We start from the raw sequence: 25,679 nt of genomic DNA, 5'->3' as shown, positions 1-25,679 counted from the left end.
AGAACATGAAGTGCATGAGCAACTACTACAACGCTTTTGAGGTGAGCCCAGTCCCGGCTCCTGGACCCGACGCGGTTGCGCCCGAGCCGTATCGCGGGATCTACGGGATGCCGTCGTTCGTGACAATCCCGACAACCGACCTGACCGCTTCCGTCGACTACTGGACCCGTGCCCTGGACTTCTTCGAGCTGTTCAGCGTGCCCTACCAGCTCGTGCACCTGCGCCGGTGGGCCTTCCAGGATGTCCTGCTGGTCCCTGCTGCATCGGCGCCGGACCAGGTGCCGACGGTCAGCTTCAACTTCGCGTGCGTCTTGAACCAGATCGACGCCCTCGTGGCCGCATGCCGGGCCCACGACGCGGGCGTTGTGCGCGAGCCGCGGGACACGCCCTGGGGCACCCGCGATGTCGAGGTGATCACGCCGGAGAAAGCACGAGTCGTCTTCACCGCCGCGAAGCCCTTCGATCCGGCCAGCCAGACCGCCAAGAACCTGGAATCGATCGGCATCACCGCGCCGGACACCGATGGTGAGAAGAATGGAGCCCGTGCCTGATGACAGCGACGCCGTGGACCTGACCGTTGGTCGGGCCGCGGCGCGCCTCGGCGTGACTGTCCGGACATTGCATCACTGGGATGAGATCGCCCTGGCGACGCCGTCGTCACGGACAACTGCCGGGTACCGGCTCTATGCCGATGACGACCTCGAGCGGCTGCGGCGCATCGTTGTTTATCGCGAACTAGGACTCGACCTGGAAGCCATCCGAAGCGTCCTCGACGGCCCGAGCGCGGCTGTCGTCAGTGCGCTGCGCGCCCAGCAGGACCAGCTTGCGGCGCGGATCGATCATCTCAACGCGCTCGGCGATGATCTGGCCCGAATGGCCGAGGCCCACGAACACGGGCTGCTCATGACTGTTGAAGAGCAGACCGCAATGTTCGGGCCTGATTGGAATCCGCAGTGGCCAGCCCAGGCAAGGCGACGCTACGGCGATACTCCGGAGTGGAGGCAGTACGCCGAACGCTCCGCGTCACGCACCACTGACGAATGGCAGGCCGTCGCCGATGCAGCAGCGGCGCTTGATCGGGACCTGGCCAACGCCATGGACGCCGGGGTCGAGCCCGGCAGCCCAACTGCGGATGCTCTAGCGGAGAAGCATCGTCGGGTGTTCTCCGCTTACTTCCCGATCACTCAGCAGATGCAGGTCGTCCTCGGCCGCATGTACGAAGCCGATCCCGCGTACACCGCACACTACGACGGAGTCCGCGGCGGGCTCGCCTCATGGTTGCGACGCATCATCGACGCCAGCGCACGCGCCAGCGGCATCGACCCCGACACCGCCACCTGGCGTTAGGGGTCGCGGGTCGCGGGTCGCGCCGAGCGTGCAACTGCTAGCGGCCGTGTCGCTACTCCTCCATCGCTTCGATGTACGTCGCCGCGTCTCAACCGCCTGATGGCCGATCCGCTACCGCGACGAACGCTTGACGTACGCTGTCGATGTGAGAAGTAGTCACAGGTTCAGAGCGCGCACGAGATCATGGTTCACCGCGTTCACCTGGCGCTTGTCTACCCAGGCGGGGACTGTCTATCTCGGAGCTGTTTCCTTGATCGGTCTCGAAGCTGTCGCGGTCCTTCTCACCTTCACTACAGCCTGGCCGATCGCCTTGCCTCTCGTTGTCCTCGTGCTGGGTGTCGCCTATCTGCTCCGCGACCGCGTGGTCGCCCTGTGGCACCGCATCCGCCGCGGCCATCGTTGATCCTCGATCGCTCTCGGACGAGAGTCGCTCAACGGACGCTCCGCGGCTCGTCGCTCAGCCCTACTTGCTCCGCTGACGAACTGAGCGCCAGCGGAGCCGCCGTCAGCTGTGGCGTGCGTCAATCCGGTCGATGATCACCTGTAGCTCCTCACGCAGCTGCGCCGATCTGGTGATGAAGCCTCCTCGACGTTCGTCGAAGTGCGCAAACGCTGCATCGACGTCTTCGCCGCTCCGCCAGAGGCCCTCGTTCTCGGGAACTTGTCGAGTTTCGTCCCACCACTCCCATGCGTTGATCGTGTCGACCCAATGAGCGCCCACGGTGTCGATCGACGGGGCTGGTTCACCGACCGCCTTACGATCTTCGGCCGCTCGAAGCCGCGTAGCCAGGGCATGCAGTCCGTTCGTCTCGAACTCCGTGAAGATCGACGGAGGCTTCTCGAACTCGTACGCCAACTGCGCCGAGCTCTCGGCATACTGCCAGAGGCAGGAGCGCTGCGACCCGCGGAACGGATCCCCGAAACCCGTGGAACGCCCGTCTGCACTCGAATCGGCGATCCGTGCCACTACTGGCATCCGCGAACAAGCCGAACACCTCGCGCTCGCCGGGCTCGTTCCGCGACCCGCCGTCTGCTGCGGCTCGACCGCCGCCGCCTACAGCGCCGCCGCCTCCTGCCGCACGAGCGCCCCGAACTCCGCTGCGCGCGTTCGCCGACGCCGTCAGCAGGCAGACCGGCCTCCCTGCCCAGCCGGTCGACCCCGACACCCTCGGCGTCTTCGGAGCACTGCCCGGGGGCGATCAGCCAGCGTCGAGCCGTCGGACGCGCGCGCTCGTCGGCTGGGAGCCCACCGGCCCGCTCCTGCTCGAGGACCCCGACGCAAGGTGCTCTACGCAAGCCGGCCGACGGATCAGATCACGAACCGAAGAGGCCGAATCCTGCCGAGATGGCTACCCCGAGACCCATGACCATCACCGTGCTCCCGACGATCGCTGCCAGCCGTCGATCCTTGTTCGTCCCCGTAGCCCGAGCCTAGGAGTGCCCGGTAGTCGATCGGCTATCGGACAGGGTTTCGCCTCCTGGGCGATCCTGCGTGTATGCGCTACCGGTTGATGAACGAGTACAGCGTCGACTGGCCGTTGTGGCACGACGACGGTCTCTGCGTGGCCCGCACGCCATCGTTCTCGCCCCGACTTGAGCGCGAAATCCTCGAATGGGCTCACGATTTCAACGAGAACTACGGCATCGAAACTGGCTGGCCGACTGAGGCTGCTGCGGGCTCCCACGAACGTCAAGGACATCGTCTGCTACTGCTCGTCGAACGAGAGTTGCCGGAGGAAGACGACGTGGTGCTCGGCTACTGGGAGACCAACAAGCGCAAGGGGTTGTAGACCTCAGAGCCGTACGGTCAGGCATCGGCTACTGAGACTGCCTCAATGTCGACTTTTCGTCCGATTCCATAGAGGATGCGGCGATGAATTCGTCTCGCCTCGCCTGCCTGATCGGTGGCATCCTCCTCGCTGTCGGAGGCCTTCTCTGCGGCGGCGCGTTCCTCGCAGAGGTCACGTCGGATCCGGACGGCGGCGCGAACATCGGTGCCGGCGTTCTGTTGTTCCTCGGTCAGCCTCTTGCGTACATCGGCGTGGTGCTCCTCGTCGTCAGCTTGATGCTGTTCGCCCGGTCCGACCGTTTCCCGCAACACTGAGGGCCCAGGAACTCCTGACCGGCGCCGATCGTGATCGTCGCGAGCGGAACTTGCCCTCATCGCGATGGCGGCCCTGTCTGCCGTCCGGGCTGCCATCGGCTACCGGACAGCTGCGATCAAGCCTCGCCGTCTGCTGCTCGCTACCTTCGATTCATGAGCAAGTCATCGTTCTGGCGTCGGGTGAGCGTTGCAACCGCCTCCCTTGTGCTGGGCCTGGCGTGCCTACTGACGCCAGCGCGGACCGCGATCACGACACACGGCTTCCCGACGTGGGTGCTCGCCATCGTTCTTCTGATTGGCGGCGCGGGCTTGTGGGTCGATGCACTGATCGGCCGAGCTCGAGATCGCGGTTGAGTCGAAGGGGTTGGAACTTCCGGCTGCTCTTCTCAGTGCCCGTCAGCTGTGGCCTCGACGTCACATCGGCGTATCAGATGCTCGCGGAGGTCCGGCGCCCGGCGCGCTAGGGTCGGCGCGTGGGGCTTCGGGAGCGGGACCGATCACGGCAGATCAACGTCCGGGCACTCGTCGCGATCGCCCTGATCGTCCTGTGGGGCATCGTGCTCGTGGCGACCGGAGTCTTCGACCCCGCACACCAGACCCCGCCGTCCCAGTTCGACCACGACGACGGGATGCTCCCGCCCACAGCAGACGACCGCCGGACCTCTGCCGTCCAGGCTGCCGCGTTGATCGGGTCCTTGCCCGTCGCCGTCCTCGCCCTCTGCATCGCGGCGAGCTCGCTCCGCGTCTGGCGCGAACAGGTGTCGGCGGTCATCGCGACCAGCCTCGCCAGCCTTGCCGCGCTGGCAGCCATCGGCCTCGCCTGGATCGGCGTCGGCACCGTCGTCTTCTTCACCTAGCCGGTGCAGGGGACGGCACCGAGGTCGGGGGAGACGGAACCGACGTCGCGTCCCGAGCGGTCGACGCGGCACGGCGATCGTGCCGGTCGTCCGCAGGCCGGCTGACGGACCGGCACCGCGACGACGGACTGGAGGCGCGGATCACCGTCGCCGGTCGGCGTCCGGTGGTCCGCGCCTCCCGTCCGCCCCGTCAGGACGACAGGTGCGCTGCCGCACGGACCGGACGGAGTGCGTGACCGGCGGGCGGCGACGCCGCCCGCCGGCCGCCGGCCATCTCCTGCAGGACCCGGTGCACCTGTCGGCTGTAGCCGGACTCGTTGTCGTACCAGACGTACAGCACCGCGTGCTCGGACCCGTCCGCGATCGTCGCGAGCCCGTCCACGATGCCCGCCCGCCGACTGCCGAGCAGGTCCGTCGAGACGACCTCCGGCGACTCGACGTAGTCGATCTGCCGCCGGAGCGGCGAGGTGAGCGAGGCGTCCCGGAGCACCCCGTTCAGCTCGTCGCGTCCGACCGGGTGACCGAGCGTCAGGTGGATGACCGCGAGCGAGACGTTCGGCGTGGGGACGCGGACGGCGCTGCCGGTGAGCCGGCCGCGGAGTTCGGGCAGTGCCTTCTCGGCGGCCTTCGCGGCACCGGTCGCGGTGATCACCATGTTCAGGCCCGCCGCCCGCCCTCGCCGGTCGGCGGGGTGGTAGTTGTCGACCAGGTTCTGGTCGTTCGTGGCGGAGTGCACGGTCTCGACGTGCCCGTGGACGATGCCCCAGGCGTCGGACACGACCTTGAGCACCGGGACGATCGCGTTCGTCGTGCACGAGGCGGCACTCACGACCGGGTCGTCGCCGATGCCGTCGTGGTTGATGCCGTGCACCACGTTCGGCACGTCGCCCTTCGCGGGCGCGGTGAGCAGCACGCGGGCCGCTCCGGGGGCGAGGAGGTGCTGCCCGAGCCCCTCGGCGTCGCGCCAGCGACCGGTGGTGTCGACGACGATCGCGTCCTCGATGCCGTGCGCGCGGTAGTCGACGGCGTCGGGGGAGTCGGCCGAGACGAACTGCACGAGGGTGCCGTTCGCGGTGATGGTGTCGTGCTCGGTGTCGACGGTCACCGTGCCGGCGAAGGGGCCGTGGATCGAGTCCCGGCGGAGCAGGCTCGCGCGCTTGACCAGGTCGCCGGGCCCGCGACGGCGGACGACGACGGCGCGCAGGGCGAGCGGGGCGTGCTCCCCGGCGCGTTCGAGCAGGATCCGGGCGAGCATCCGACCGATCCGCCCGAACCCGTACAGCACGACGTCGCGTGGGGCGTCGCGGTGCGGTCCGTCCGCCGTGCCGCGGTGCAGGAAGAACTCGTCGGTGAGGAACTCGCGCAGGGTGCTGCCGAGGCGGTCACGTCGGTGGCGGGACGCGAGGTCGCCGAGGTCCACCGACACCGACGACAGCGCCATCGTGTCGAGCTCGGTCAGGATCGCCAGGCTCGTCGCGACCGGCAGTTCGGTCTCGTCGACCCGGCGGCTCGACCGGTGCGCCTTGACGATCCCGATCGGGGACTGCCCCACCAGGGGACGGCCGTGGACGGACGGCACGACGTCGTCCCGCCGGTACAGCCGTCCGATGAGCGGCACCATCGCCTCGGCGGCAGCGAGCCTCTCGTCCCACACCTGCTGCAGGCGCGCACGCTCGGCGGCGGTGGACACCCCGGTCGTGGTCGGGGCGCCGGACGGCATCAGGCGACCTGCCGGACGTCGGCCGTGGCGTGCAGGGCGGCGCGACGCTCGTCGAGGATCGCGGTGAACACCGGGGGCGTGCGGTCGCCGAACCCGGCGAGGAACTCCTCGGTCAGGTCGCACTCCTCGAGCCACGGCCCGGGGTCGACGGCGAAGAGGGCCTCGAGCTGTGCGGCGGTGACGTCGAGCCCGTGCACGTCCAGGTCGTCCAGGTCGGGGAGGAGGCCGACCGGGCTCTCGACCGCCGGCACGGTGCCCTCGACGCGGCGCGCGATCCACTCGAGCACGCGGGCGTTCTCGCGGAAGCCCGGCCACAGGAAGGCGCCGTCCTCGCCACGCCGGAACCAGTTGACCTGGAACACCGCCGGTGCCCCGGCGCCGAGGCGCTCGCCGATCCGGAGCCAGTGCGCCCAGTGGTCGGCCATGTCGTAGCCGCAGAACGGCAGCATCGCGAAGGGGTCGCGGCGGAGCTCCCCGACGGTGCCCTCGGCTGCGGCGGTCCGCTCGGACGACACCGTCGCACCCATGAACACGCCCTCGGCCCAGGTCGACGCCTGCGCCACGAGCGGGACGTTCGTCGACCGACGACCGCCGAACACGACGGCGTCGACGGGGACGCTGCGCTCCCACCCGTCGGCGAGCGTCGGGACCCGGTCGAGCGCCACCGTGAACCGGGCGTTCGGGTGCGCGGCCGGAGTGCCGCTCGCCGGTGTCCAGTCGGCGCCGGTCCAGTCGACCAGGTGCGCGGGCGGTTCGGGGGTGAGGCCCTCCCACCAGACGTCGCCGTCGTCCGTGAGCGCGACGTTCGTGAAGATCGTGTCCGCGGCGATCGTCTCGACCGCGACGGGGTTCGTGTCGGGGCCGGTCCCGGGCGCGACGCCGAACAGTCCGGCCTCGGGGTTGATCGCGTGCAACCGCCCGTCCGCTCCGGGACGGAGCCAGGCGATGTCGTCGCCGATCGTCTCGACGGACCACCCGGGCAGGGCCGGCTGCAGCATCGCGAGGTTGGTCTTGCCGCAGGCCGAGGGGAACGCGGCGGCGACGTGGACGGCCCGGCCATCGGGCGAGGTGAGCCGGACGAGCAGCATGTGCTCGGCGAGCCACCCCTGGTCACGACCCATCACCGAGGCGATCCGGAGCGCGAAGCACTTCTTGGCGAGCAGGGCGTTGCCGCCGTAGCCCGAGCCGTACGACCAGACCTCGCGGGTCTCCGGGAACTGCACGATGTACTTCGTCGCGTTGCAGGGCCAGGACACGTCCGGCTGCGGGACGCCCTGGTCGTCGCGGAGCGGGTGCCCGACGCTGTGCACGGTCGCGACCCACGGCACGCCGGCGTCGATCGCGCGGAGCACGTCCGCCCCGAGCCGGGTCGTCCTGCCCATGCTGAGGACGACGTAGGCCGAGTCGGTCACCTCGACGCCGAGCTGCGAGATCGGGCCGCCCACCGGTCCCATCGAGAACGGCACGACGTACATCGTGCGGCCGCGCATGCTCCCGGCGAACCGCTCGTCGAGCTCGGAGCGCATCGCGACCGGTTCCCGCCAGTGGTTCGTCGGACCGGCGTCCTCGGGCGTGCGGGAGCAGGTGAACGTGCGCCCCTCGACCCGGGCGACGTCGTCCGGGTCCGACCGGGCGAGGTAGCTGTTCGGTCGGCGTTCCGGGTCGAGGGCGATCAGCTTGCCCTCGTCGACGAGCTGCTGCGTCAGGCGGGCGGTCTCGTCGGCTGACCCGTCGCACCAGACGACCTGGTCCGGGCAGGTGAGGGACGCGATCCGGGCGACCCACGCCTCCAGGGCGACGCGGGGCGAGCCGGGCACGGTGTGCGGTGCGGGACTCGTGTGGTTGGGGTTCGTGATCATCGTCGATCTCCTCGTGACGGGGGACTACCGGCGGGTGGCGGTCGAGCCCTCGGGCTCGACGATGGTGCGGACGGCCTCGGTCGAGATCCGCTCGTCGGTGGCGGGAGCGGAGCCGGGACCGTCTGCGCGAGCCGACGCGCCGTGGTCGTCGGCGGACATCGTCCGCTCGTCGAACGGCGCCGCACCGGACAGCACCCGCTCGACCTGCTGCTTGTCGATCTGCTTCGTCCACGTCCCGACCAGCACCGTGGCCACGGCGTTCCCGGTGAAGTTCGTCAGCGCGCGGGCCTCGGACATGAACCGGTCGATGCCGACGATCAGGCCGACGCCGTCGACCAGGTCCGGGCGGTGCGCCTGCAGGCCGCCGGCGAGGGTGGCGAGTCCGGCACCGGTCACCCCGGCAGCGCCCTTCGACGCGATGATCATGAAGACCAGGAGCGAGATCTGCTCGGGGATGTTCAGCGGCGTGCCGAGGGCGTTCGCGATGAACAGCGAGGACATCGTCAGGTAGATCGCGGTGCCGTCGAGGTTGAACGAGTACCCGGTCGGCACCGTGACGCCGACGACGGGCTTCGAGACGCCGAGATGCTCCATCTTCGCGATGAGCCGCGGGAGGCTGACCTCGCTGGAGGACGTCGACACGATGAGCAGGTACTCGCGGCCGAGGTACTTCATGAGCCGGAAGATGTTGACGCCGGTCACGACGCGGAGCAGGACACCGAGGACGCCGACGACGAACACGGTGCAGGTGATGTAGAACGCGACCATGAGGGTCCCGAGCGCGACGAGCGCCGCGACGCCGGTGGCACCGACCACCGCAGCGATGGCCCCGAAGGCGCCGATCGGGGCGGCCCACATGACCATCGCGAGGATGCGGAACACCAGGGCCTGCAGGTGTCGGATGCCGGTGAGGATCGGCGCACCCTTCTCGCCCATCGCCTGCAGCGCGAAGCCGACGAGCAGCGCGACGAACAGGGTCTGCAGGATGCTGCCGCTCGTCAGGGACGACACGAGCGTCGCGGGGATGATCCCGAGCAGGAACCCGGACGTCGAGGACGCGCTCTCCTCGGTGCCGGCGGGCAGCTCGTACGTCGCCTTCGACATGTCGAGCTGGTCGCCGGGGTGGATGAGGTTGCCGACGACGAGGCCGATCGCCAGGGCGAACGTCGACATCGCGACGAAGTAGCCGAGCGCCAACCCGCCGACCTTGCCGACCGTCGCCGCCTTCGCGATGGAGCCGACGCCGAGCACGATCGTGCAGAAGATGACCGGCGCGATCATCATCTTGATCAGCGCGATGAAGCCGTCGCCGATCGGCTTGAGTCCGACGGCGAAGTCGGGGGCCGTCAGGCCGACCACGATGCCGGCGAGCACGGCCACGATGACCGCGATGTAGAGCCAGTGCGAGCGATCCAGACCGCGTCGCCGTGGGCGGGCGGTGGTCGAGTGCGTCGATGCCATGCGACTTCCTTGTCGTCAGGACCGGGAGCGGCGTCGCTCCGGTCGGTTCGTCCTCGGGGGAACGGACACACCCTCGCGCGGAGCGACCCGCGGCGGCGACTTGTGTTCACAACGTTCACGGGGAGGCTGCGCGGACGGGCCCCCGTGCGCGAGGATGGGTCGTCCCGCAACGGAGCGAGGAGGCAGCTCAGTGGTACCCCGTCGGTGGAGCATCGCCGCGCGACTCTTCGCGCTGCAGCTGCTGTTCGTCGTGGTCGGGGTGGCGGTCGGTGGCGTCTGGAGCTGGACCTCGGCGCGAGCCGACCTCGAGGCGGACGCGGCCGAGAAGTCCACCGCCGTCGCGGTGTCGATCGCGCGGAACCCGTTCGTGGTCCAGCAGGCGACCACCGCGGACCCGTCCGAGCGCCTCGAGCCGTACGCGCTCGACCTGATGCGCCGCACCCACACGGACTTCATCACGATCATGGCGCCCGATCGGACCCGGTGGACGCACCCCGACCGGTCGGAGCTCGGCCGGCCGTTCCGCGGTACGGTCCAGCCGGCGCTCGACGGCCGGACCTTCACCGAGACCTCCACCGGGACGCTCGGCCCCTCGGTGCGGGCCGTCACGCCGATCACCGACGACGACGGCCGGATCGTCGGACTGGTCGCCGCCGGGGTCACCGTGGCGAACATCTCGAGTGCCCTCGTGCCGCGGCTCACGTCGGTCGTCCTGCTCGGCCTGGCGGTGGTCGCGGTGTCCGCGTTGTTCTCGTGGTTGCTCAGCCGGTACCTCGGTCGGGTCACCGCGGGACGGGGCCCGGAGGAGCTCGCGCGGGTCTTCGCGTCCTACGAGGGCGTGCTCCACTCGGTGCACGAGGGGCTCGTGGTCGTCGACCGGTCGGGGGCGGTCGTCCTGCACAACGACCGTGCGGCGGAGCTGCTGCACCTGCCGGCGCCGGCCGAACGCCAGGATCCGGTGCCGCTGGCGGCGCTCGACGTGCCGGACGCCCTGCGGACCCTGCTCGCATCGGGTGACCGTGCCGTGGACGAGACGTACGCCACGAGCGACCGGGTGCTCGTGGTGAACCAGGAGATGGCGTTCCCGCGGGGGGCGACCCGGCCGGTCGGCACCGTCGCGACCATCCGCGACCAGACCGACCTGCTGCACCTGTCCGGCGAGCTCGCCGCCACCAGGACGCTCACCGATGCGCTGCGCTCGCAGACGCACGAGTTCGCCAACCGCCTGCACACCGTCGTCGCACTGATGGAGCTCGGTCGGGTCGACGAGGCGATCCGGTTCGCCGCACACGAGATCGACCGCCACAGCGAGGTCGAGCGGCACGGCGAGACCGACCGGCGCACCGGGACCGACGCGTCCGGCGAGAGCGACCCGTGCGCCGACCCGGCGCACACCGAGCCCGAGGTGCTCGACGCCCTCCTCGCCGCCAAGCGGGCACAGGCGGGCGAGCGCGGCGTCGACCTGGTCGCCGACACGAGCGGACTGCTCGACCCCGTCCCGGCCGCACCCGCCGACGTGGTCACCGTGCTCGGCAACCTCGTGGACAACGCCGTCGACGCCGTCGCCGGCTCCCCGCAGGGCCCGGACCGCGGCCGCGTCGACGTCGTCGTCGCCGCAGCCGGCGGGACCGTCCGGCTCGTCGTCCGCGACGACGGACCGGGCATCGCCGACGTCGACGCCGTCTACGAGCGCGGGTGGTCGACGAAGCAGTCCGGTCCCGAGGGACGCGGCATCGGCCTCGACCTCGTCCGCGCCACCCTGGCCCGAATCGGCGGTGACGTCGCCGTGACCACGGGACCGGACGGCAGCACGTTCACCGTCGAGATCACCACCGGGCCGGTGCCCTCGTGACCGCGCCCATCCGGGTCCTCATCGTCGAGGACGAGCCGCTGACCGCCGAGGCGCACACGGCCTACGTGTCGCGCCTCGAGGGCTTCGCCGTGGTCGACACCGTGGGGACCGGTCGGGCGATGCTCGCCGCGGTCGCTGCGGAGCGACCGGACCTCGTGCTGCTCGACCTGAACCTGCCGGACGCCCACGGCCTGCAGCTCGTCCGCACGCTGCGGGCCGCCGGTTCCGCCGTCGACGTCGTCGCGGTGACCGCGGCACACGACGTCCAGGCGGTGCGGAACGCGATCGCCCTCGGGGTCGTGCAGTACCTCGTCAAGCCCTTCAGCTTCCGGTCGTTCGCCGACCGGATGACGTCGTACCGCGAGTTCCGGCGCGGGTTCGAGGACCGTCGTGCCCTCACGCAGGCCGACATCGACGAGCGGCTCGGGACGCTCCGTCCGGTCGCGCCCGCCGACCACGAGAAGGGCATCGCCCCGGAGACGCTCGAGGTGGTGCGCGACGCACTGCTGCAGCGGTCCGACGGTGGTTCGGCCTCCGAGGTCGCCGAGGCGACCGGGCTGTCGCGGGTCACCGTCCGGCGGTACCTCGAGCACCTCGCCGCCGCCGGGCAGGTCGGCAAGGACGTCCGCCACCGCGGGCAGGGACGGCCGGAGTACGAGTACCGCTGGTTGCGCTGATCGGCCCGCTGCGGGCGTGAGGCGTACCGGACGGGAGGCACGGTGCGGGCCGGCACCGCGCCTCCCGTCCGTGGCCGGGTCGCCCCGGCAGCGGGGTCAGCGTGCGCGGGCCGTGCCCACGTCCGCACCTGCTCCGGTCCGGTCCTGCCGGAACCACTGCAGGAGCTCCCGCACCGCGGCGAGGTCCGGTGCCCCGCCGTGGTCGTCGGGCAGGAAGTCGAGGTCGTCGAAGGTGGTGCGGTGACCGGGCACCGCGGCGCGCTGCAGGGTGGTCTCGGCCGCGTAGCCCATCGACCAGTCCGGGAACTGCCGTGCGGGCACCTGTTCCTCGAGCAGCACGGTGACCTGGTCGTGGCGCGGGTCCTCGGCGATGTACGCCATCTTCTCGCGGACCGCCGTGGCGGGCCCCTCGAGCAGCTGCAGGAACCGGTGGTCGCGGAACAGCAGCAGGCCGGTCACGCCGGCGCGGGCGTTCGCGCTGCGGGCGTGCGCCAGCAGGTCGTCGAGGTCGTCGAGTCCGAAGCCGACGACCGCGCGGCTGGCGTAGACGAGCGACAGCAGCGCGCCGTCACCCGGGGTCTGCGTCGGTTCCGATGAGGGCTGCACGGGTCCACTCAACCCGCGCGAGCCGAGAGCCGACCCGGTGACCGGGCGGTGACGTCCCCCGGTTCCCTGTGACCGACGTCGTGCCGCTCTCTACGGTGGAGCGATGCGAGAAGAGCTCGAGGCGGTCCTGCAGGCACACCGCGTCACGCCACTGCCCGACGGCGTGGACCGTGCCAGTGCCTGCGACCCGGAGCTGCCGAGCGCGGAGATCGTCGGGTGGGCGACCCTCGTCGTGGCCGGGGTGCCGCTGTCGGCGTCCGAGCAGGACCGGCTCGCGGACACCGCCGCGAACGCGTTCGCCCTGATCGCGGTGCTCCCCGTGGGCGCCCGACCGTACTTCGCCCGGCTCGGGCTGATCGCGACCCTGGCGTCGGCGCTCGCCGTGGGAGCGCCCGCTCCGCGCTAGTCCCTCGCCGCGCCCGCGTCCGCCGAGTGCGTGACTAGGCTCAGCACGTGCGGTCCGCGGGTGGTTCCCGGAAGGGCCGTCGGGCCGGACGGGCAGAGAGCAGGAGACCACGTGGCGCGAGCGACGAGCATCCGCGACGTGGCGGCCGAGGCCGGGGTGTCGATCACGACGGTGTCGCACGCGCTGAGCGGCAAGGGCACCGTGAGTGCCCGGACGCGCCTCCGGGTCGAGGAAGCGGTCGAACGGCTCGGGTACGCGCCGAACCCGATCGCCCGTGCCATGCGGACCGACCGACGGGCGGTCCTGGGGTTCGTGTCCGAGGAGATCGCGTCGACCCCGTACGCGGGCAAGATCATCGTCGGGGCGCAGGCCGAGGCCGCCGCGCACGACCACGTCCTGATGATCGTCGACATCGCAGCCGGGGAGTTCGACGACCCGCGCATCGACGCCCTGATCCAGCGGCAGGTCGACGCGGTGGTGTTCGCCTCGGCGTCGAACCGGGTCATCCGGCTGCCGCGGTCGCTCGACCCGGCCCGGACGGTACTGCTCGACGCGTTCGACCCCGCTGCTCCGGTGCCGTCGGTGGTGCCCGACGAGCAGGACATCGCCGCGACGGCGGTCCGCGCGTTGCTCGCGGCGGGGCACCGGCGCATCGCGCACCTGACGGTCGAGGGCGCCGGTCCCGCCGTGACCGGCCGGGTCGAGGGGTACGAGCGGACCCTGGTGGAGGCCGGCGGCACCCCCGTGGTGGTCCGCGCGGTCGGCGAGGTCGCGGATGCCGCAGCGGGCTTCCGGGCGGCGACGGACCTGTTCGGACCGGTACCGGAGGCAGCCGGCGACCGCGCCGCCGAGCGCCCGACCGCGGTGTTCGCCTTCAACGACCAGATGGCGATGGGGGTCTACCAGGTCGCGGAGGAGCGGGGCATGCGGATCGGCCGTGACCTGTCGGTCGTCGGCATCGACGACCTGCAGCTCGTGGCCGCCGCCCTGCGTCCGGGCCTGACGACCGTCGCGCTCCCGCACGAGCAGATGGGTCGTGCGGCGGTCCGCCGTGCGCTCGAGCAGACGGGAGCGCTGACCGCACCGCCGACGCCGCGTGCCGGGGTCGAGCGGCTCCGCGGAGAGCTCGTCGTCCGCGACTCGATCGGACCGGTAACCGTTACTCGTTCGTGACCCGCGCCCGTGGCGAGCGGTCGGCCCCTGTGTGATGCTCTTCCTCAACACAAAACGATTTGGGTTTGTGCGAGTGAAAGGTCGAAGTAATGAGGCTTCGTAAGGGCATCGCCGTCGCCGCCGCGCTCGCGGTCGGGACCGGCTTGACGCTGACCGGCTGCAGCGCCGGAGGATCCGCATCGTCCGACGGCACGGTCACGATCTCCGGTGGCTTCACCGGTGCGCAGGCCACGGCGTTCCAGAAGGACCTGGACACGTGGGCCGAGGGCCAGGGCATCACGGTCAAGTACTCGGGCAGCGACAGCTTCCAGACGTCGATCGTCACGCAGGTGAAGGGCGGCCAGGCCCCCGACGTCGCGATCTTCCCCCAGCCCGGCGTGCTCAAGTCCCTCATCAGCCAGGGCATCCAGCCGCTCGACGACCTCGTGGACGTCAAGAGCGTCACCGCGGACGAGGCGAACGGCCTCGCCGACATCGCGAAGGTCAACGGCAAGACGTACGGCCTGCCCTACAACATCAACGTGAAGTCGCTCGTCTGGTACGACCCGGCCGCGTTCGAGGCCAAGGGGTACGAGGTCCCGAAGACCGACGCCGAGCTCACCGCGCTGCAGGAGAAGATCATCAAGGACGGCTCCGGCTACCCGTGGTGCGTCGGCATCGCGTCGCAGGGCTCGAACGGCTGGCCGATGACGGACTGGCTCGAGGAGTACGTGCTCCGCTACGGCGGCCTCGAGAAGTACGACGACTGGATCACCCACGAGGTGAAGTTCGACTCGCCCCTGGTCAAGCAGGCCGCGGGCAAGGTCGAGTCGATGATCTTCGCCGACGGCGCGGTCAACGGCGGCGGCAAGGCCATGGCGTCCACCGACTTCGGCGCGGCGGGCAACAACCTGTTCGTCGACGGCGGCAAGTCGGCGGGGCAGTGCTACATGATGCGCCAGGGCACCTTCATCACGGGCAACTTCCCGGCCGCGATCCAGGAGCAGATCGCGAAGGGCGACACGACGAACGTGAACGCCTTCCCGCTCCCGACGCCCGAGGGTGCCGCGACCTCCGGCACGCTCGGCGGTGGTGACCTGGTCGCCGCGTTCAAGACGGACGACGACACGAAGAAGGTCGTCGACTACCTGGTCGGCAAGGAGTTCGGCACGAACGGCTACGCCAAGAACTGGTCGGCCGCGCTCTCGCCGCACAACGACTTCCCGGCGTCCGAGTACACCAGCCCGTTCCAGAAGGTCGCGCAGCAGGCCGTGAAGGACTCGAAGGTGTTCGGCTTCGACGCCTCCGACCAGATGCCCGGAGCCGTCGGTGCCGGTACCGAGTGGACGAACCTGACGGCCTGGACCGCGGGTCAGCAGTCACTCGACCAGACACTCAAGGCCATCGACGACTCCTGGCCGTCGCAGTAACACCCTCCACCTGCGCCGTGGCGGTGCCGACCGGCGCCGCCACGGCCGTCGGCGCCTGCACGCCGCGACGACACACCCCGACAACGAAGTGAGGTGACCCCTCGTGCAGCAAGTCCTCAGCGTCCTCGTCTCCGTCATCGGCGGACTGGCCGTCTCGTTCCTGATCTACCTCGGGCTGAACTTCCTGGTCTCGAAGACGCACGGCAAGTGGCACGGTCGACTGCTGCCCTACGTCTTCATCGGGCCGGTCCTGCTCCTCCTGCTCGTCTTCCTGGTCGTCCCGACGGTGCAGACGGTCATCCAGAGCCTGCAGAAGACGGACCAGTACGGGCTGACGTCCTTCGGCGGCCTCGACAACTACGTCTCGCTCTTCTCGACGCCGTCGTTCCTGTCGACCCTGTTCAACAACCTGCTCTGGATCATCGTCGTCCCGGCGGTGGTGGTCGTGATCGGGCTGCTCGTGGCGACCCTGGCGGACCGCCTCGGGCCGAAGCGCGAGAAGACGTTCAAGTCCCTGATCTTCCTGCCGATGTCGGTGAGCTTCATCGCGGCCGCGTCGATGTGGTCGTTCGTGTACGCGTACAACGCACCGGGACAGCCCCAGGTCGGACTGCTCAACGGCATCTGGACCGCGATCACGCACCAGAACCCGATCCCGTGGCTGCAGAACGACTTCCTGCGCATGAACAGCTTCCTGCTCATGGCGGTCGTGATCTGGCTGAACGCCGGCTACGCGATGGTCCTGCTCTCCGCGGCGATCAAGGCCGTGCCCGAGGAGACGATCGAGGCGGCACGCATCGACGGTGCCAGCGAGCGGCAGGCGTTCTTCCGCGTCATCGCTCCCCAGATCCGCACCACCATCATCGCCGTCGGCATCACGGTCCTCATCACGGTGATGAAGATCTTCGACATCGTCTTCGCGATGACCAACGGGCAGTTCGACACGAACGTGCTCGGCGTCGAGTTCTACTCGCAGTTCTTCGCGTTCAACAACCCCGGGAAGGCGTCCGCCGTGGTCGTCATCCTCATCCTCGCCGTGGTGCCCGTCATCGTGTACCAGGTGCGGACCTACCGCGAACAGGAGGCCCTCCGATGACCGAGATCGTCCCGGTGGCCGGAGCCCCGGAGATCGTCGCGACGAAGCGCGAACGGGTCACGAAGACCAGCGCCGAGCAGCGTCCCCGCGTCCTGCTGAGCATCGTCATGGGCGTCATCGCCGTGCTCTGGATGGTGCCGGCGATCGGCCTGCTCGTCACGAGCTTCCGCACGACGACCGCCGCCCAGAGCACCGGGTGGTGGACCGTCTTCGGGAACCTGTTCGGTACGGAGTGGACCCTCGACAACTACTCGAACGCGCTGACGGGGGCGACCTCGGGGACCGGGCAGAGCCTGGCGGCCGAGTTCCTCAACAGCGTCGCCGTCGCGGTCCCGGCCACGATCCTGCCGCTCATGATCTCCGCGTTCGCGGCCTACGCGTTCACGTTCCTGCAGTTCCGGTTCAAGGAGTTCTACTTCGCGGTCATCGTCGGGCTGCTCGTGGTGCCCGTGCAGATCTCGCTGATCCCGGTCCTGCAGCTGTACAAGACGATCACGCAGGCGACCGGGCTGCAGATCACCGGCACCTTCCCGGCGGCGTGGATCGTGCACTCGGCGTTCGCGCTCCCGCTCTGCATCTACATCCTGCGGAACTACATGTCGACGCTCCCCGTCGCGCTCATCGAGGCCGCCCGCGTCGACGGCGCGTCGCACTTCCAGATCTTCTGGCGGCTCGCGGTCCCGATGTCGGTGCCGGCGCTGGCGTCGTTCGCGATCTTCCAGTTCCTCTGGGTCTGGAACGACTACCTCGTCGCGTACATCTTCATCGGCAACACGAACCCCGTGCTGCAGCAGGGCCTGCTCGGGCTGCTCGGACAGTACGGGTCGGGCTGGAACCTGGTCGCGGCCGGCTCGTTCATCGTGCTGATCGTGCCCCTCGTGGTGTTCCTGTCGCTCCAGCGCTTCTTCGTCCGTGGCCTCACCGCAGGGTCGGTCAAGTGAGCACGGAGACGGCCACGCAGTCCGACGTGCCGGAGACGGAGCGCACCCGGACCGAGCCAGCGGCGGACGGCGCCACGATCCGGCGCCCGCGGCGGCACTTCACGCCCGCCCGCAACTGGATGAACGACCCGAACGGCCTGGTCGTCCACGACGGCCGGTACCACCTCTACTTCCAGCACAACCCGGACGGGATCGACCACGGTACGGTCGGCTGGGGGCACGCGTCGAGCACCGACCTGCTCACGTGGACCGAGCACGAGGTGGCGCTCGAGGCCGACGCGGACGGGCAGGTCTTCTCGGGCTCCGTGGTGTTCGACGCGGAGAACACGAGCGGGCTCGGATCGGCCGAGCAGCCGCCGCTGGTCGCGATCTGGACGCAGGCCGCCGAGACCGAGCAGTCGCAGGCCCTCGCCTCCAGCACCGACGGCGGGTACCGGTGGCGGAAGTACCCGGGGAACCCGGTGCTGCGCCGCGGCTCCGCCGACTTCCGCGACCCGAAGGTGTTCCGGTACGAGGGCACGGACGGCCCCTGCTGGATCATGGTCGCCGTCGAGGCCCAGGACCGCCAGGTGCTCGTGCACCGGTCGACCGACCTGCGCACCTGGACCCTCGTGTCGACCTACGGTCCCGCCGGTCCGGTCGGTGGCGTCTGGGAGTGCCCGGACCTCTTCCCCCTGACCGTCGACGGCGACCCCGACCGCGTGGTCTGGGTGCTGCTGGTCAGCCTCAACCCCGGCGGGGTCGCGGGCGGATCCGGTACGCACGTCGTGCTCGGGCAGTTCGACGGGGAGCGGTTCGTCCCGGACGAGCCGCTCCCCGCCGAGACCCGGTCGCCGGACGGGTCCTGGCGGCAGCAGTCCACCGAGGAGCTCGCGACGTACCGCTGGCTCGACCACGGTCCCGACTCGTACGCCGGCGTGACCTTCTCCGGTACGGGCCTCCGAGACCGGACGCTCGTCGCGTGGATGGACAACTGGGACTACGCGAAGGACCTGCCGACCACGCCGTGGCGCGGCGCGATGACCGCTGCTCGGGCCCTCGGCCTGACCGAGCGGGACGGACGCCTCGAGCTGGTGCAGCGGATCGTCGGCCCGACCGGTGCCGTGGACACGGTGCTCCGTCACGACGACGACGCGGCGAGCACCCACGAGCTCCCGGGACTCGTCCGCGTCGAGGTCGTGATCACGCTGCGCGGACCCGACGGTGTGGTCCGGTTGGAGCTCGACGACGCCGACGGCCGACGTCGGCTCGGCCTGCGCTACGACGCCGCCGACGCCTCGCTCCGGCTCGACCGTCCCGCCGTGCCGGGGCTCCCGGCGTCGTTCGGACGGCACGTGGCGTCGACGGTGCGACCGGAGGGCGACCGCGTCGCGCTCACCCTGTGGTTCGACGAGTCGTCGGTCGAGGTCTCGTCGGGTGCCGGCACCGGCTCGATGACGGCGCTGCTCGCCGGGTCGGCGACCGACGCACGCCGTCGCCTGCTGGTGGACCCCGGGCCGCACGCGGTCACCGTGACGGCATCCGCCGACGCGGACGAGGTGACCCCGGTCGGCTGACCCGACGCCGTGCCGGACGGGAGGCCCGTGGCGACGCCGCCACGGGCCTCCCGTCCGGCACCCGGTCCGGTCAGCGCGCGGTGCCCCGCTCCTGCTCGCCCGTCGCACGGTCCGGTGCGTCCGGCGCGTCGCGCCGTCGACCGCGCAGCAGGTCCGCCGACCGGATGAGGCGCAGCGACGTCACCAGCACGACACCGCCGAGCACGTTGAACACGAGCACGTAGCCGAACCAGGCGGCCCACTGGCCGTACGTGATCGACGCCCCCGCCTGGATGGCGCCGAAGACCAGCAGCGAGTCCAGGATCGAGTGGAAGAGCTGCAGACCGGCCAGCAGGAAGCCACCGGCGACCGCCGCGACGAGCTTCGCCGGGTCGGAGTCGGTGCCCTGCTGCATGCGGGTCACGAGGGTGATCGTGCTCCCACCGAGCACGGCGAGCACCGCGGTCTGCAGTCCGAAGGGGGCGTCGACGTAGTGCCGGGCGGACTCCTCGAGCACCGTGTGCCACTGCGGGAACGCCTGGACGACGAGCCACATCACGACCCAACCGCCGGCGAGGTTGCTGACCAGCGTCCCCGCCCAGAGCCGGACGAGCTGCCACACCGTGCCCTCCCGGGCGACGAGCGCCACGATCGGCACGAGGAAGTTCTCGGTGAAGAGCTCGCTGTGCGCCAGGTACAGCGCGACGAGCCCGATGCTGAAGGCGAGGCCCGCGAGCAGGTGGCTGTCGGTCTCGTGCAGGACGGCCAGGTACCCCATCACGCCGAGCCCGATCTCCAGGCCGCCGGCGAACCCGGTCGCGAGCACCACCCGCAGGGTCCGCTGCAGGCGCTCGGCCCCCTCGTCGACCACCGCGTCGAAGGACTCCTCGATCTCGTCCTCGACCGGGGCGTCGTTGTCGCCGACCTCGCGGCGTCGTTCGTCCGTCACCGGTCCGACGGTAGCCCCGGGCCCGCTGGGAGCCGACGACGGTGCGGATCGGGGCCCGGCGGACGCGCAGCGGGGTCGTGCCGCCACCGCATCTCTAGAACGGATCCTCACTTCTCCTGACGTCCAGCGCGGGCCTGCCGACAGGGGTCCCTGCGACCCGACGCACGCCCCGCCGAACCTCCGCCCCCGGAAGGGACCCCTCCGTGCACCTGGTCCGCACCGTCGTCGTCACGCTCCTGCTCGGCGGGCTCTCGCTCGCGCCCGTCGCCGCCGCGGACCTCGCGTCGGCGAGCACCCTCCCGACGGTCCTGCCGGACCCTGCCGAAGGGACCGGAGCCGCCGACCCGGCAGACCCGCCGGTCGACCGGGCCGCCGCATCCGCTCCCGGTGCTGCCGGCCCGCAGGTCGACGGCGTGCGCGTCGGGGCCGGCTCGTACGCGCCGACGCCGCCGGCGGAGATCGCGTCCGTCGCCGACGTGCGGAAGACCGTCGACCAGCACCTGTACGTCGACCCGTCGCAGGCGGGGAAGCCCGTCCCCACGAACCAGTGGTGGACCGACCTGCTCGTCAGCAGGTACTCGGGCGACATGTGGGCGTACCCGTTCGTGTCGTCGAACAGTGCGCAGGGGACGAAGGTGACCCTCCCGACGTCCTGGAACGCGGACGGCACCGCGATGCGGCTCGACGCGCCGGTCACCGTGGGCGGCACGGTCGACCCGACGCCGGACGCCTCCGACCGGGTGCTCGCCGACTTCGAGGACGGTCTGCCCGACGGGTGGACCACGACCGGTGACGCCTTCGCCGGGACCTCGTCCGGGACCGCGTCGGGGCAGAGCGCCGTGTCCGGCTGGCTCGGTGGTGGGTTCGTCGACTCGTTCACCGACCGCGACGGCGACGGCGCGACCGGCACGCTCACCTCGCCGGGGTTCACGGTCGACCGGTCGGCCCTCGCCTTCCTGGTCGGCGGGGGCCGACACCCCGGGGCCGAGGCAGTGCAGCTGCTCGTCGACGGCGCGGTGGTCGAGGAGGCGACCGGCGCGGACAGCGAGGAGCTGCGCTGGACGACGTGGGACGTCAGCGCGTACCGCGGACGGACGGCGCAGGTCCGGGTCGTCGACTCGCTCCGTGCCGGGTGGGCGCACGTCCTGGTCGACCAGGTGCTGCTCACGGACGCCCCGGACGGCATCGCGGAGCGCTTCACCACGGCGTTCTCCGCCGATCGGGCCGACGCCCTGCGCTGGGGCGACTGGAACGTGAGCTGGCGGATGCCGCAGGCCGGACCGGGCGGTCAGTACATGGACGTGACGAGCGTGCAGGGGTCGCCGTACGAGTGGTTCGAGTTCCACGGCATGACCCCGCGCATCACCCTGCAGGACGGCGCCGCGCTCACCGACGCCGACGGCCGCGGACTCACCGGGACGATCACGACCGACCGCTTCGAGATCCGGCAGGACGGGCACGTGTTCGGGGTGCACGCGCCCACCGGCACCACCTTCACCCGCTCCGGGAACGTGCTCGAGGCATCCGCGGGCACCCCCTTCCTCGTGCTCAGCGCGGTGCCCGAGCAGGGGCTGACGCTCGACGACCTGCACCGCACGGCCTTCGCCGTCCCGCGGGACACCCGGATGGACTACTCGTACGACCCCGCGGCGGGTCAGGTCGAGCAGCGGTGGTCGCTGCAGACCGACGTGCTGCAGGGCTCGGACCACGACACCGTCCAGGGCTGGCTGCAGCACCAGTACGCCGAGGCGACGCACGACCTGTCGTTCACCGGAGCCACGTACGCGACGCCGCGCGGCACGATGAGGACGACCGTCGGGCACGACGGCTGGACGCTGCGGTACGCCTTCAGCGGGCTGACCCCGATCGGCGCCGAGCCGACGAGCACGGGCGACGACCCGTACCGCGAGGAGGTCATGCGGCAGTACCTGTCGGACTACGCCGCGAAGGAGACCTACGGCGGCGACACCTACTGGGGCGGCAAGGACCTGCAGCAGCTCGGCGCGTACATGAGCGTCGCGGACCAGATCGGCGACACCGAGGACGCCGACCGGATGCGGGCGACCCTCGAGCGCGCACTCACGGACTGGTACACGTACAGCGAGGGCGAGCGGGAGCACTTCTTCGCGATGTACCCGACGTGGAAGGCCCTCATCGGGTTCGGCGACTCGTACGGGTCCGCCCAGTTCAACGACAACCACTTCCACTACGGCTACTTCACACTCGCGACCGCGCTGCTCGGACGGGCCGACCCCGAGTGGGCACAGCGGTACGGCGAGATGGCGACCCTCGTCGCGAAGCAGTACGCGAACTGGGACCGGGACGACGAGCGCTTCCCGCACTTCCGCACCTTCGGCGTGTGGACCGGTCACTCGAACGCCGGCGGTGTGTCCTCGCCGGGCGGCAACAACCAGGAGTCGTCGTCCGAGGCGATCCAGTCCGAGGCCGGGCTGTTCCTGCTCGGGTCGGTGCTCGGTGACGAGGACATGCAGGCAGCCGGTGCGGTGCAGTACGTCACCGAGCGTGCCGCCGTCCGCGACTACTACCAGAACGCCCACGGCAACCCGGCGTCGGCGGCGTACGACGGCGACGGCGCGTTCCCCGAGGCGTACGACGCCGGACAGGCCGGCATCCTCTTCGACTCCGGGCAGGCCGAGGCCACGTACTTCTCCGGCGACCCCGCGTGGATCTACGGGATCCAGTGGATGCCGACCGCGCCGTGGTTCACGTACTTCGGGTGGGACCCGGACTTCTCGAAGGCGATCATGCGGCAGATGATGGCAGCCCGGGGCGAGGTCGTCGGGCAGGACGGCGTCGTGGACGGCAACGCCGGGCACGTGCAGATGCTCACCAAGAAGTGGTGGGGCGTCGGTACCTACGGGGACGTCGCGATCACGCGGGACCGGCCGGCGGCGATCGGTGAGCTGCAGGACGCGATCCGGGCCGTGGAACGGAACCACCCGGGCTACGTGACCGCGAAGACCGCGACGAACCCCCTGTACGACCGGTCGACGGACACGCTGTACGTCTCGGTCGACGACGGCGGCTCCGTCGTGTTCCCGTCCCGGTGGTGGACACCCGAGGCCCTGCCGGCGGCACTCGTGCCCGCGCAGCTCGACGGCCCGACGGCGGACCGGCAGCCGGGGGACTGGCCGGAGCCGTCGCCGCTCCTGCCGTTCCTCGTCACCGACTACCGGGCGGACCCCGACACCATCGGCCGGCTGTACGGCGTCGACCTGACCCACCACCGCCCGGGCGCCGACACCGCCCGCGCGGCCGCCGTCTTCAGCGAGATGGGCGATGCACTCGGCAACGTCGTCCTCGGGTTCCTCGCCCAGTACGACCCGGACACCTACGCCGACGTCCACGCGGCGCTCTGGGAGGCGCAGGACCCGACCGTGACCGGACAGTCGATGGCCGGGATGGTCTACCACCAGGCGATGTCGAACCGCACCGTCGGGCACGAGGTCACCGACCGCCACACGTCGAACCCGCTGAGCCAGGTGTTCCGCGCCGCCGACGGCACGTACTCCTACGTGATCGACAACGTCGACGACGTCCAGCGCACCTACGACGTGTACGCGGGGCAGCGGGTCGTCGGGCAGATCGCGGTGCCCGCCCGGACGCAGATCACGTCGCACCTCGATGCCCGACTGGCGAAGGTCGTCGTCGGGACGGAGGGCGACCCGCGCACGCTCGCCCCGGGCAGCACGACCGCGTTCACCGCGACCGGCTACGACCAGTACGGCGCGACCGTGCCGCTCGACGACGTGCGGTGGTCGACGAGTGCGGGGACGATCGACCAGGACGGCACCCTGCACGCGGGGGCCGCGGCGGACCAGGTGTCCGTGACCGCGACCGTCGGCACGGTCTCCGACGCGTACGACGTCCGTGTCGCCCCGGCACCGGTGCTCACGGGCATCGCCGTGACGCCCGGCACCGCCCGTGCCGTGGTCGGCGAGTCGGTGACGTTCTCCGCCGAGGGGCGCGACCAGTACGGTGACCCGGCTCCGCTGCCCGCCGACGTCGCCTGGAGCACCACCGCTCCCGGCACGGTCACCGGTGACGGGACCCTCACCACCACCGCGCCCGGCGCAGGCTACGTCGTCGCGACGGTGGGCGACGTCGAGGCCGGCGGGGTCGAGGCCGGCGGGGTCGAGGGCAGTGCCGTCGTGTCGTCGATCGCCTCGGTCCCGGTGGTCGAGGGGACCACCGCGACCGCGAGCTCGACCGACGGGGGCAACACCGCGGCGAAGGCCGTCGACGGGGACCCCGCCACCCGCTGGGAGAGCGCGCACGGCGTCGACACGGTGGACCTGACGCTCGACCTCGGGTCCGCGCGGGACGTCGACTCCGTCCGGGTCACGTGGGAGAACGCCGCGGCGGCACGGTACGTCGTGCAGGTGTCCGACACGGACGACGGCCCCTGGCGGAACGTCCGCACCGTCACGAACGCGGACGCGTCGGTGGACACCGTGCCGGTCGGCGCGACCGCCCGCTTCGTCCGGCTGCACATGACCGACCGCCTCACCCAGTACGGCTACTCGGTGTGGGACGTGCAGGTGACCGGGACACCGGCCACCGCCGACGTGGACGTGCGCGACCTGCTGGTCGCCCCGCGGAGCGTCACGGTGCTGCCCGGCTCCTCCGTCCGGCTCGCCGCGTACGGGTTCGACGCCGACGGCTACGGCGGTCTGCTGACCGGTGACGCCCAGCCCGTCTGGACCGCGGACGAGGGTGCGACGGTGAGCGCCTCGGGCACGGCGACCCTGCCGGACCGCGGCGGTGCCACCGCGACGGTCCGCGCGGTCCGTGGTGCGGCGACCGGGCAGGCCGTCCTCACGACCCTCGACCAGGGTGAGTCGCCCGCGGTCTCCCGCGACGTCGCCGTCGGCAAGCGGGTGACGACCTCGTCCGACGAGCGCGGGGACCTGTCGGGCGACGCAGCCGTGGACGACGACGACACCACCCGGTGGTCGAGCACGGCTCGCGACGGCGAGTGGCTCGCCGTCGACCTCGGCTCGGTGCTGCCGCTCGACCGCGTCGAGGTCCTCTGGGAGACGGCTGCAGCGGCGTCGGACCACGTCGAGGTCCGCGACCGGGCATCCGACCCGTGGCGCACGGTCTCGACGACGACCGAGGGACGGGGCGGGACGGAGACGCACGACCTCGACGGCGTCCGGGCCCGCTTCGTGCGCCTGGTGGCCGACTCGCGCACGACGCGGTACGGCGTCTCGGTGTGGTCGTTCCGGGTGTTCTCGACCGAGGGCTCGCCGACGCCGGACCTCGCTCGACGTGCCGCAGCGTCGTCGTCCGGCGACGAGTCGGCCGGGACCCCGGCACGCCACGCGGTGGACGGCGACCCGGGTACGCGGTGGGCGAGCGAGCACCGGGACGACGCCCGCCTCGACGTCGACCTCGGCGCGCGGCACGAGGTGCACGAGGCGACGATCCGGTGGGAGGACGCGTACGGCCGCGCCTACCGCATCGAGGGACGGGACGGGACGACGGGCGCGTGGACGACCATCGTCACCGTCACCGACGGTGACGGCGGCACCGACCGGGTCCCGCTGTCCGGTACGTGGCGGCAGATCCGGTTGCAGGGTGTCGACCGGGCGACACCGTACGGCTACTCGGTCTACGGGTTCGAGGTCCGGTAGACCGGGCGGCGGGCGGCACACCCCGCC

The 25,679-nt window shown here is 71.1% G+C and carries 21 protein-coding genes; 15 read left to right on the top strand and 6 right to left on the bottom strand.

Features of this window, described 5'->3' with window-relative positions; translation table 11 throughout:
* Nucleotides 1-14: 14 nt before the first annotated feature.
* The gene (locus Q9R28_RS12260; RefSeq protein WP_311206226.1) at nt 15-551 is read left to right on the top strand and encodes a VOC family protein; all 537 of its coding nucleotides are present in this window, start codon (nt 15-17) and stop codon (nt 549-551) included.
* Entirely contained in the window at nt 535-1,347 is an 813-nt protein-coding gene (locus Q9R28_RS12255; RefSeq protein ID WP_396137160.1) for a MerR family transcriptional regulator, read from the top strand. Before Q9R28_RS12260 ends, Q9R28_RS12255 begins: the two co-directional genes overlap by 17 nt.
* 505 nt (nt 1,348-1,852) lie before the next feature.
* Here Q9R28_RS12255 and Q9R28_RS12250 read toward each other — a convergent pair.
* Nucleotides 1,853-2,314: a hypothetical protein gene (locus Q9R28_RS12250; protein WP_311206224.1), complete on the bottom strand. Its 462-nt coding sequence runs from the start codon at nt 2,312-2,314 to the stop codon at nt 1,853-1,855.
* A 529-nt stretch (nt 2,315-2,843) separates the two neighbouring features.
* On the opposite strand from Q9R28_RS12250, the gene Q9R28_RS12245 reads away from it, so the two are divergent.
* From Q9R28_RS12245 to Q9R28_RS12230, 4 genes are all read left to right on the top strand, one after another.
* Nucleotides 2,844-3,137: a hypothetical protein gene (locus Q9R28_RS12245; RefSeq protein ID WP_311206223.1), complete on the top strand. Its 294-nt coding sequence runs from the start codon at nt 2,844-2,846 to the stop codon at nt 3,135-3,137.
* Nucleotides 3,138-3,220: 83 nt separating this feature from the next.
* Entirely contained in the window at nt 3,221-3,451 is a 231-nt protein-coding gene (locus tag Q9R28_RS12240; protein WP_311206222.1) for a hypothetical protein, read from the top strand.
* 153 nt (nt 3,452-3,604) lie between these two features.
* Nucleotides 3,605-3,805 (top strand): hypothetical protein, encoded by a 201-nt coding sequence (locus tag Q9R28_RS12235; RefSeq protein ID WP_311206221.1) that lies wholly within the window; start codon nt 3,605-3,607, stop codon nt 3,803-3,805.
* 119 nt (nt 3,806-3,924) lie between these two features.
* Nucleotides 3,925-4,308, top strand: coding sequence for a hypothetical protein (locus Q9R28_RS12230; RefSeq protein ID WP_311206220.1), 384 nt, complete (start codon nt 3,925-3,927; stop codon nt 4,306-4,308).
* A 190-nt stretch (nt 4,309-4,498) separates the two neighbouring features.
* Here Q9R28_RS12230 and Q9R28_RS12225 read toward each other — a convergent pair whose 3' ends face one another.
* Genes Q9R28_RS12225 through Q9R28_RS12215 form a run of 3 tightly spaced genes read right to left on the bottom strand, consistent with a single transcriptional unit; the run spans nt 4,499 to nt 9,348 of the window.
* Complete coding sequence (locus Q9R28_RS12225; RefSeq protein ID WP_311206219.1) at nt 4,499-6,028, bottom strand: glyceraldehyde-3-phosphate dehydrogenase; 1,530 nt, start codon at nt 6,026-6,028, stop codon at nt 4,499-4,501.
* Nucleotides 6,028-7,887, bottom strand: coding sequence for a phosphoenolpyruvate carboxykinase (GTP) (locus Q9R28_RS12220; RefSeq protein WP_311206218.1), 1,860 nt, complete (start codon nt 7,885-7,887; stop codon nt 6,028-6,030). Before Q9R28_RS12220 ends, Q9R28_RS12225 begins: the two co-directional genes overlap by 1 nt.
* Before the next feature lie 24 nt (nt 7,888-7,911).
* The gene (locus Q9R28_RS12215; protein ID WP_311206217.1) at nt 7,912-9,348 is read right to left on the bottom strand and encodes a cation:dicarboxylate symporter family transporter; all 1,437 of its coding nucleotides are present in this window, start codon (nt 9,346-9,348) and stop codon (nt 7,912-7,914) included.
* Nucleotides 9,349-9,538: 190 nt separating this feature from the next.
* Between Q9R28_RS12215 and Q9R28_RS12210 the strand changes: the two genes are divergently transcribed.
* Both Q9R28_RS12210 and Q9R28_RS12205 read left to right on the top strand, forming a co-directional pair.
* The gene (locus Q9R28_RS12210; protein ID WP_271826806.1) at nt 9,539-11,200 is read left to right on the top strand and encodes an ATP-binding protein; all 1,662 of its coding nucleotides are present in this window, start codon (nt 9,539-9,541) and stop codon (nt 11,198-11,200) included.
* The gene (locus Q9R28_RS12205) at nt 11,197-11,877 is read left to right on the top strand and encodes a response regulator (protein WP_271826807.1); all 681 of its coding nucleotides are present in this window, start codon (nt 11,197-11,199) and stop codon (nt 11,875-11,877) included. Before Q9R28_RS12210 ends, Q9R28_RS12205 begins: the two co-directional genes overlap by 4 nt.
* 96 nt (nt 11,878-11,973) lie before the next feature.
* Here Q9R28_RS12205 and Q9R28_RS12200 read toward each other — a convergent pair whose 3' ends face one another.
* Nucleotides 11,974-12,483, bottom strand: a complete 510-nt coding sequence (locus Q9R28_RS12200) for a BLUF domain-containing protein (protein WP_251155317.1) — start codon at nt 12,481-12,483, stop codon at nt 11,974-11,976.
* A 103-nt stretch (nt 12,484-12,586) separates the two neighbouring features.
* Between Q9R28_RS12200 and Q9R28_RS12195 the strand changes: the two genes are divergently transcribed.
* The 6 genes from Q9R28_RS12195 to Q9R28_RS12170 all read left to right on the top strand — a co-directional run bounded on the left by Q9R28_RS12195 (nt 12,587) and on the right by Q9R28_RS12170 (nt 19,064).
* On the top strand, nt 12,587-12,889 hold the full coding sequence (locus Q9R28_RS12195) for a hypothetical protein (RefSeq protein ID WP_066652329.1): 303 nt from the start codon (nt 12,587-12,589) through the stop codon (nt 12,887-12,889).
* 111 nt (nt 12,890-13,000) lie between these two features.
* Nucleotides 13,001-14,062, top strand: coding sequence for a LacI family DNA-binding transcriptional regulator (locus tag Q9R28_RS12190; RefSeq protein ID WP_311206216.1), 1,062 nt, complete (start codon nt 13,001-13,003; stop codon nt 14,060-14,062).
* 89 nt (nt 14,063-14,151) lie between these two features.
* A complete protein-coding gene (locus Q9R28_RS12185; RefSeq protein ID WP_066652332.1) occupies nt 14,152-15,471 on the top strand; it encodes an ABC transporter substrate-binding protein in 1,320 nt (439 codons plus the stop codon).
* A 103-nt stretch (nt 15,472-15,574) separates the two neighbouring features.
* On the top strand, nt 15,575-16,567 hold the full coding sequence (locus tag Q9R28_RS12180) for a carbohydrate ABC transporter permease (protein ID WP_066652333.1): 993 nt from the start codon (nt 15,575-15,577) through the stop codon (nt 16,565-16,567).
* Nucleotides 16,564-17,508 (top strand): carbohydrate ABC transporter permease, encoded by a 945-nt coding sequence (locus Q9R28_RS12175; RefSeq protein WP_209683910.1) that lies wholly within the window; start codon nt 16,564-16,566, stop codon nt 17,506-17,508. The genes Q9R28_RS12180 and Q9R28_RS12175 overlap by 4 nt, the downstream gene beginning before the upstream one ends.
* Nucleotides 17,505-19,064: a glycoside hydrolase family 32 protein gene (locus Q9R28_RS12170; protein ID WP_311206215.1), complete on the top strand. Its 1,560-nt coding sequence runs from the start codon at nt 17,505-17,507 to the stop codon at nt 19,062-19,064. The genes Q9R28_RS12175 and Q9R28_RS12170 overlap by 4 nt, the downstream gene beginning before the upstream one ends.
* Before the next feature lie 70 nt (nt 19,065-19,134).
* Here Q9R28_RS12170 and Q9R28_RS12165 read toward each other — a convergent pair whose 3' ends face one another.
* Nucleotides 19,135-19,992 carry a formate/nitrite transporter family protein gene (locus Q9R28_RS12165; protein ID WP_066652338.1) on the bottom strand — a complete coding sequence of 286 codons (858 nt, stop codon included), beginning with the start codon at nt 19,990-19,992 and terminating at the stop codon, nt 19,135-19,137.
* A 203-nt stretch (nt 19,993-20,195) separates the two neighbouring features.
* Between Q9R28_RS12165 and Q9R28_RS12160 the strand changes: the two genes are divergently transcribed.
* Nucleotides 20,196-25,652, top strand: a complete 5,457-nt coding sequence (locus Q9R28_RS12160) for a discoidin domain-containing protein (protein WP_311206214.1) — start codon at nt 20,196-20,198, stop codon at nt 25,650-25,652.
* Nucleotides 25,653-25,679 lie beyond the last annotated feature (27 nt).

Origin of the sequence: Curtobacterium sp. BRD11 (assembly GCF_031844345.1) — a bacterium.
Lineage (GTDB): Bacteria > Actinomycetota > Actinomycetes > Actinomycetales > Microbacteriaceae > Curtobacterium.
The sequence above is the reverse complement of the archived record's forward strand: the minus strand, read 5'-3'. Positions and strand labels throughout refer to the sequence as shown.

Coding starts and splice junctions, on each gene's coding strand:
- Q9R28_RS12195 (WP_066652329.1), top strand. CDS start 12,587: ATGCGAGAAGAGCTCGAGGCGGTCCTGCAGGCACACCGCGTCACGCCA.
- Q9R28_RS12220 (WP_311206218.1), bottom strand. CDS start 7,887: ATGATCACGAACCCCAACCACACGAGTCCCGCACCGCACACCGTGCCC.
- Q9R28_RS12240 (WP_311206222.1), top strand. CDS start 3,221: ATGAATTCGTCTCGCCTCGCCTGCCTGATCGGTGGCATCCTCCTCGCT.
- Q9R28_RS12245 (WP_311206223.1), top strand. CDS start 2,844: ATGCGCTACCGGTTGATGAACGAGTACAGCGTCGACTGGCCGTTGTGG.
- Q9R28_RS12185 (WP_066652332.1), top strand. CDS start 14,152: ATGAGGCTTCGTAAGGGCATCGCCGTCGCCGCCGCGCTCGCGGTCGGG.
- Q9R28_RS12260 (WP_311206226.1), top strand. CDS start 15: ATGAGCAACTACTACAACGCTTTTGAGGTGAGCCCAGTCCCGGCTCCT.
- Q9R28_RS12225 (WP_311206219.1), bottom strand. CDS start 6,028: ATGCCGTCCGGCGCCCCGACCACGACCGGGGTGTCCACCGCCGCCGAG.
- Q9R28_RS12255 (WP_396137160.1), top strand. CDS start 535: ATGGAGCCCGTGCCTGATGACAGCGACGCCGTGGACCTGACCGTTGGT.
- Q9R28_RS12235 (WP_311206221.1), top strand. CDS start 3,605: ATGAGCAAGTCATCGTTCTGGCGTCGGGTGAGCGTTGCAACCGCCTCC.
- Q9R28_RS12215 (WP_311206217.1), bottom strand. CDS start 9,348: ATGGCATCGACGCACTCGACCACCGCCCGCCCACGGCGACGCGGTCTG.
- Q9R28_RS12175 (WP_209683910.1), top strand. CDS start 16,564: ATGACCGAGATCGTCCCGGTGGCCGGAGCCCCGGAGATCGTCGCGACG.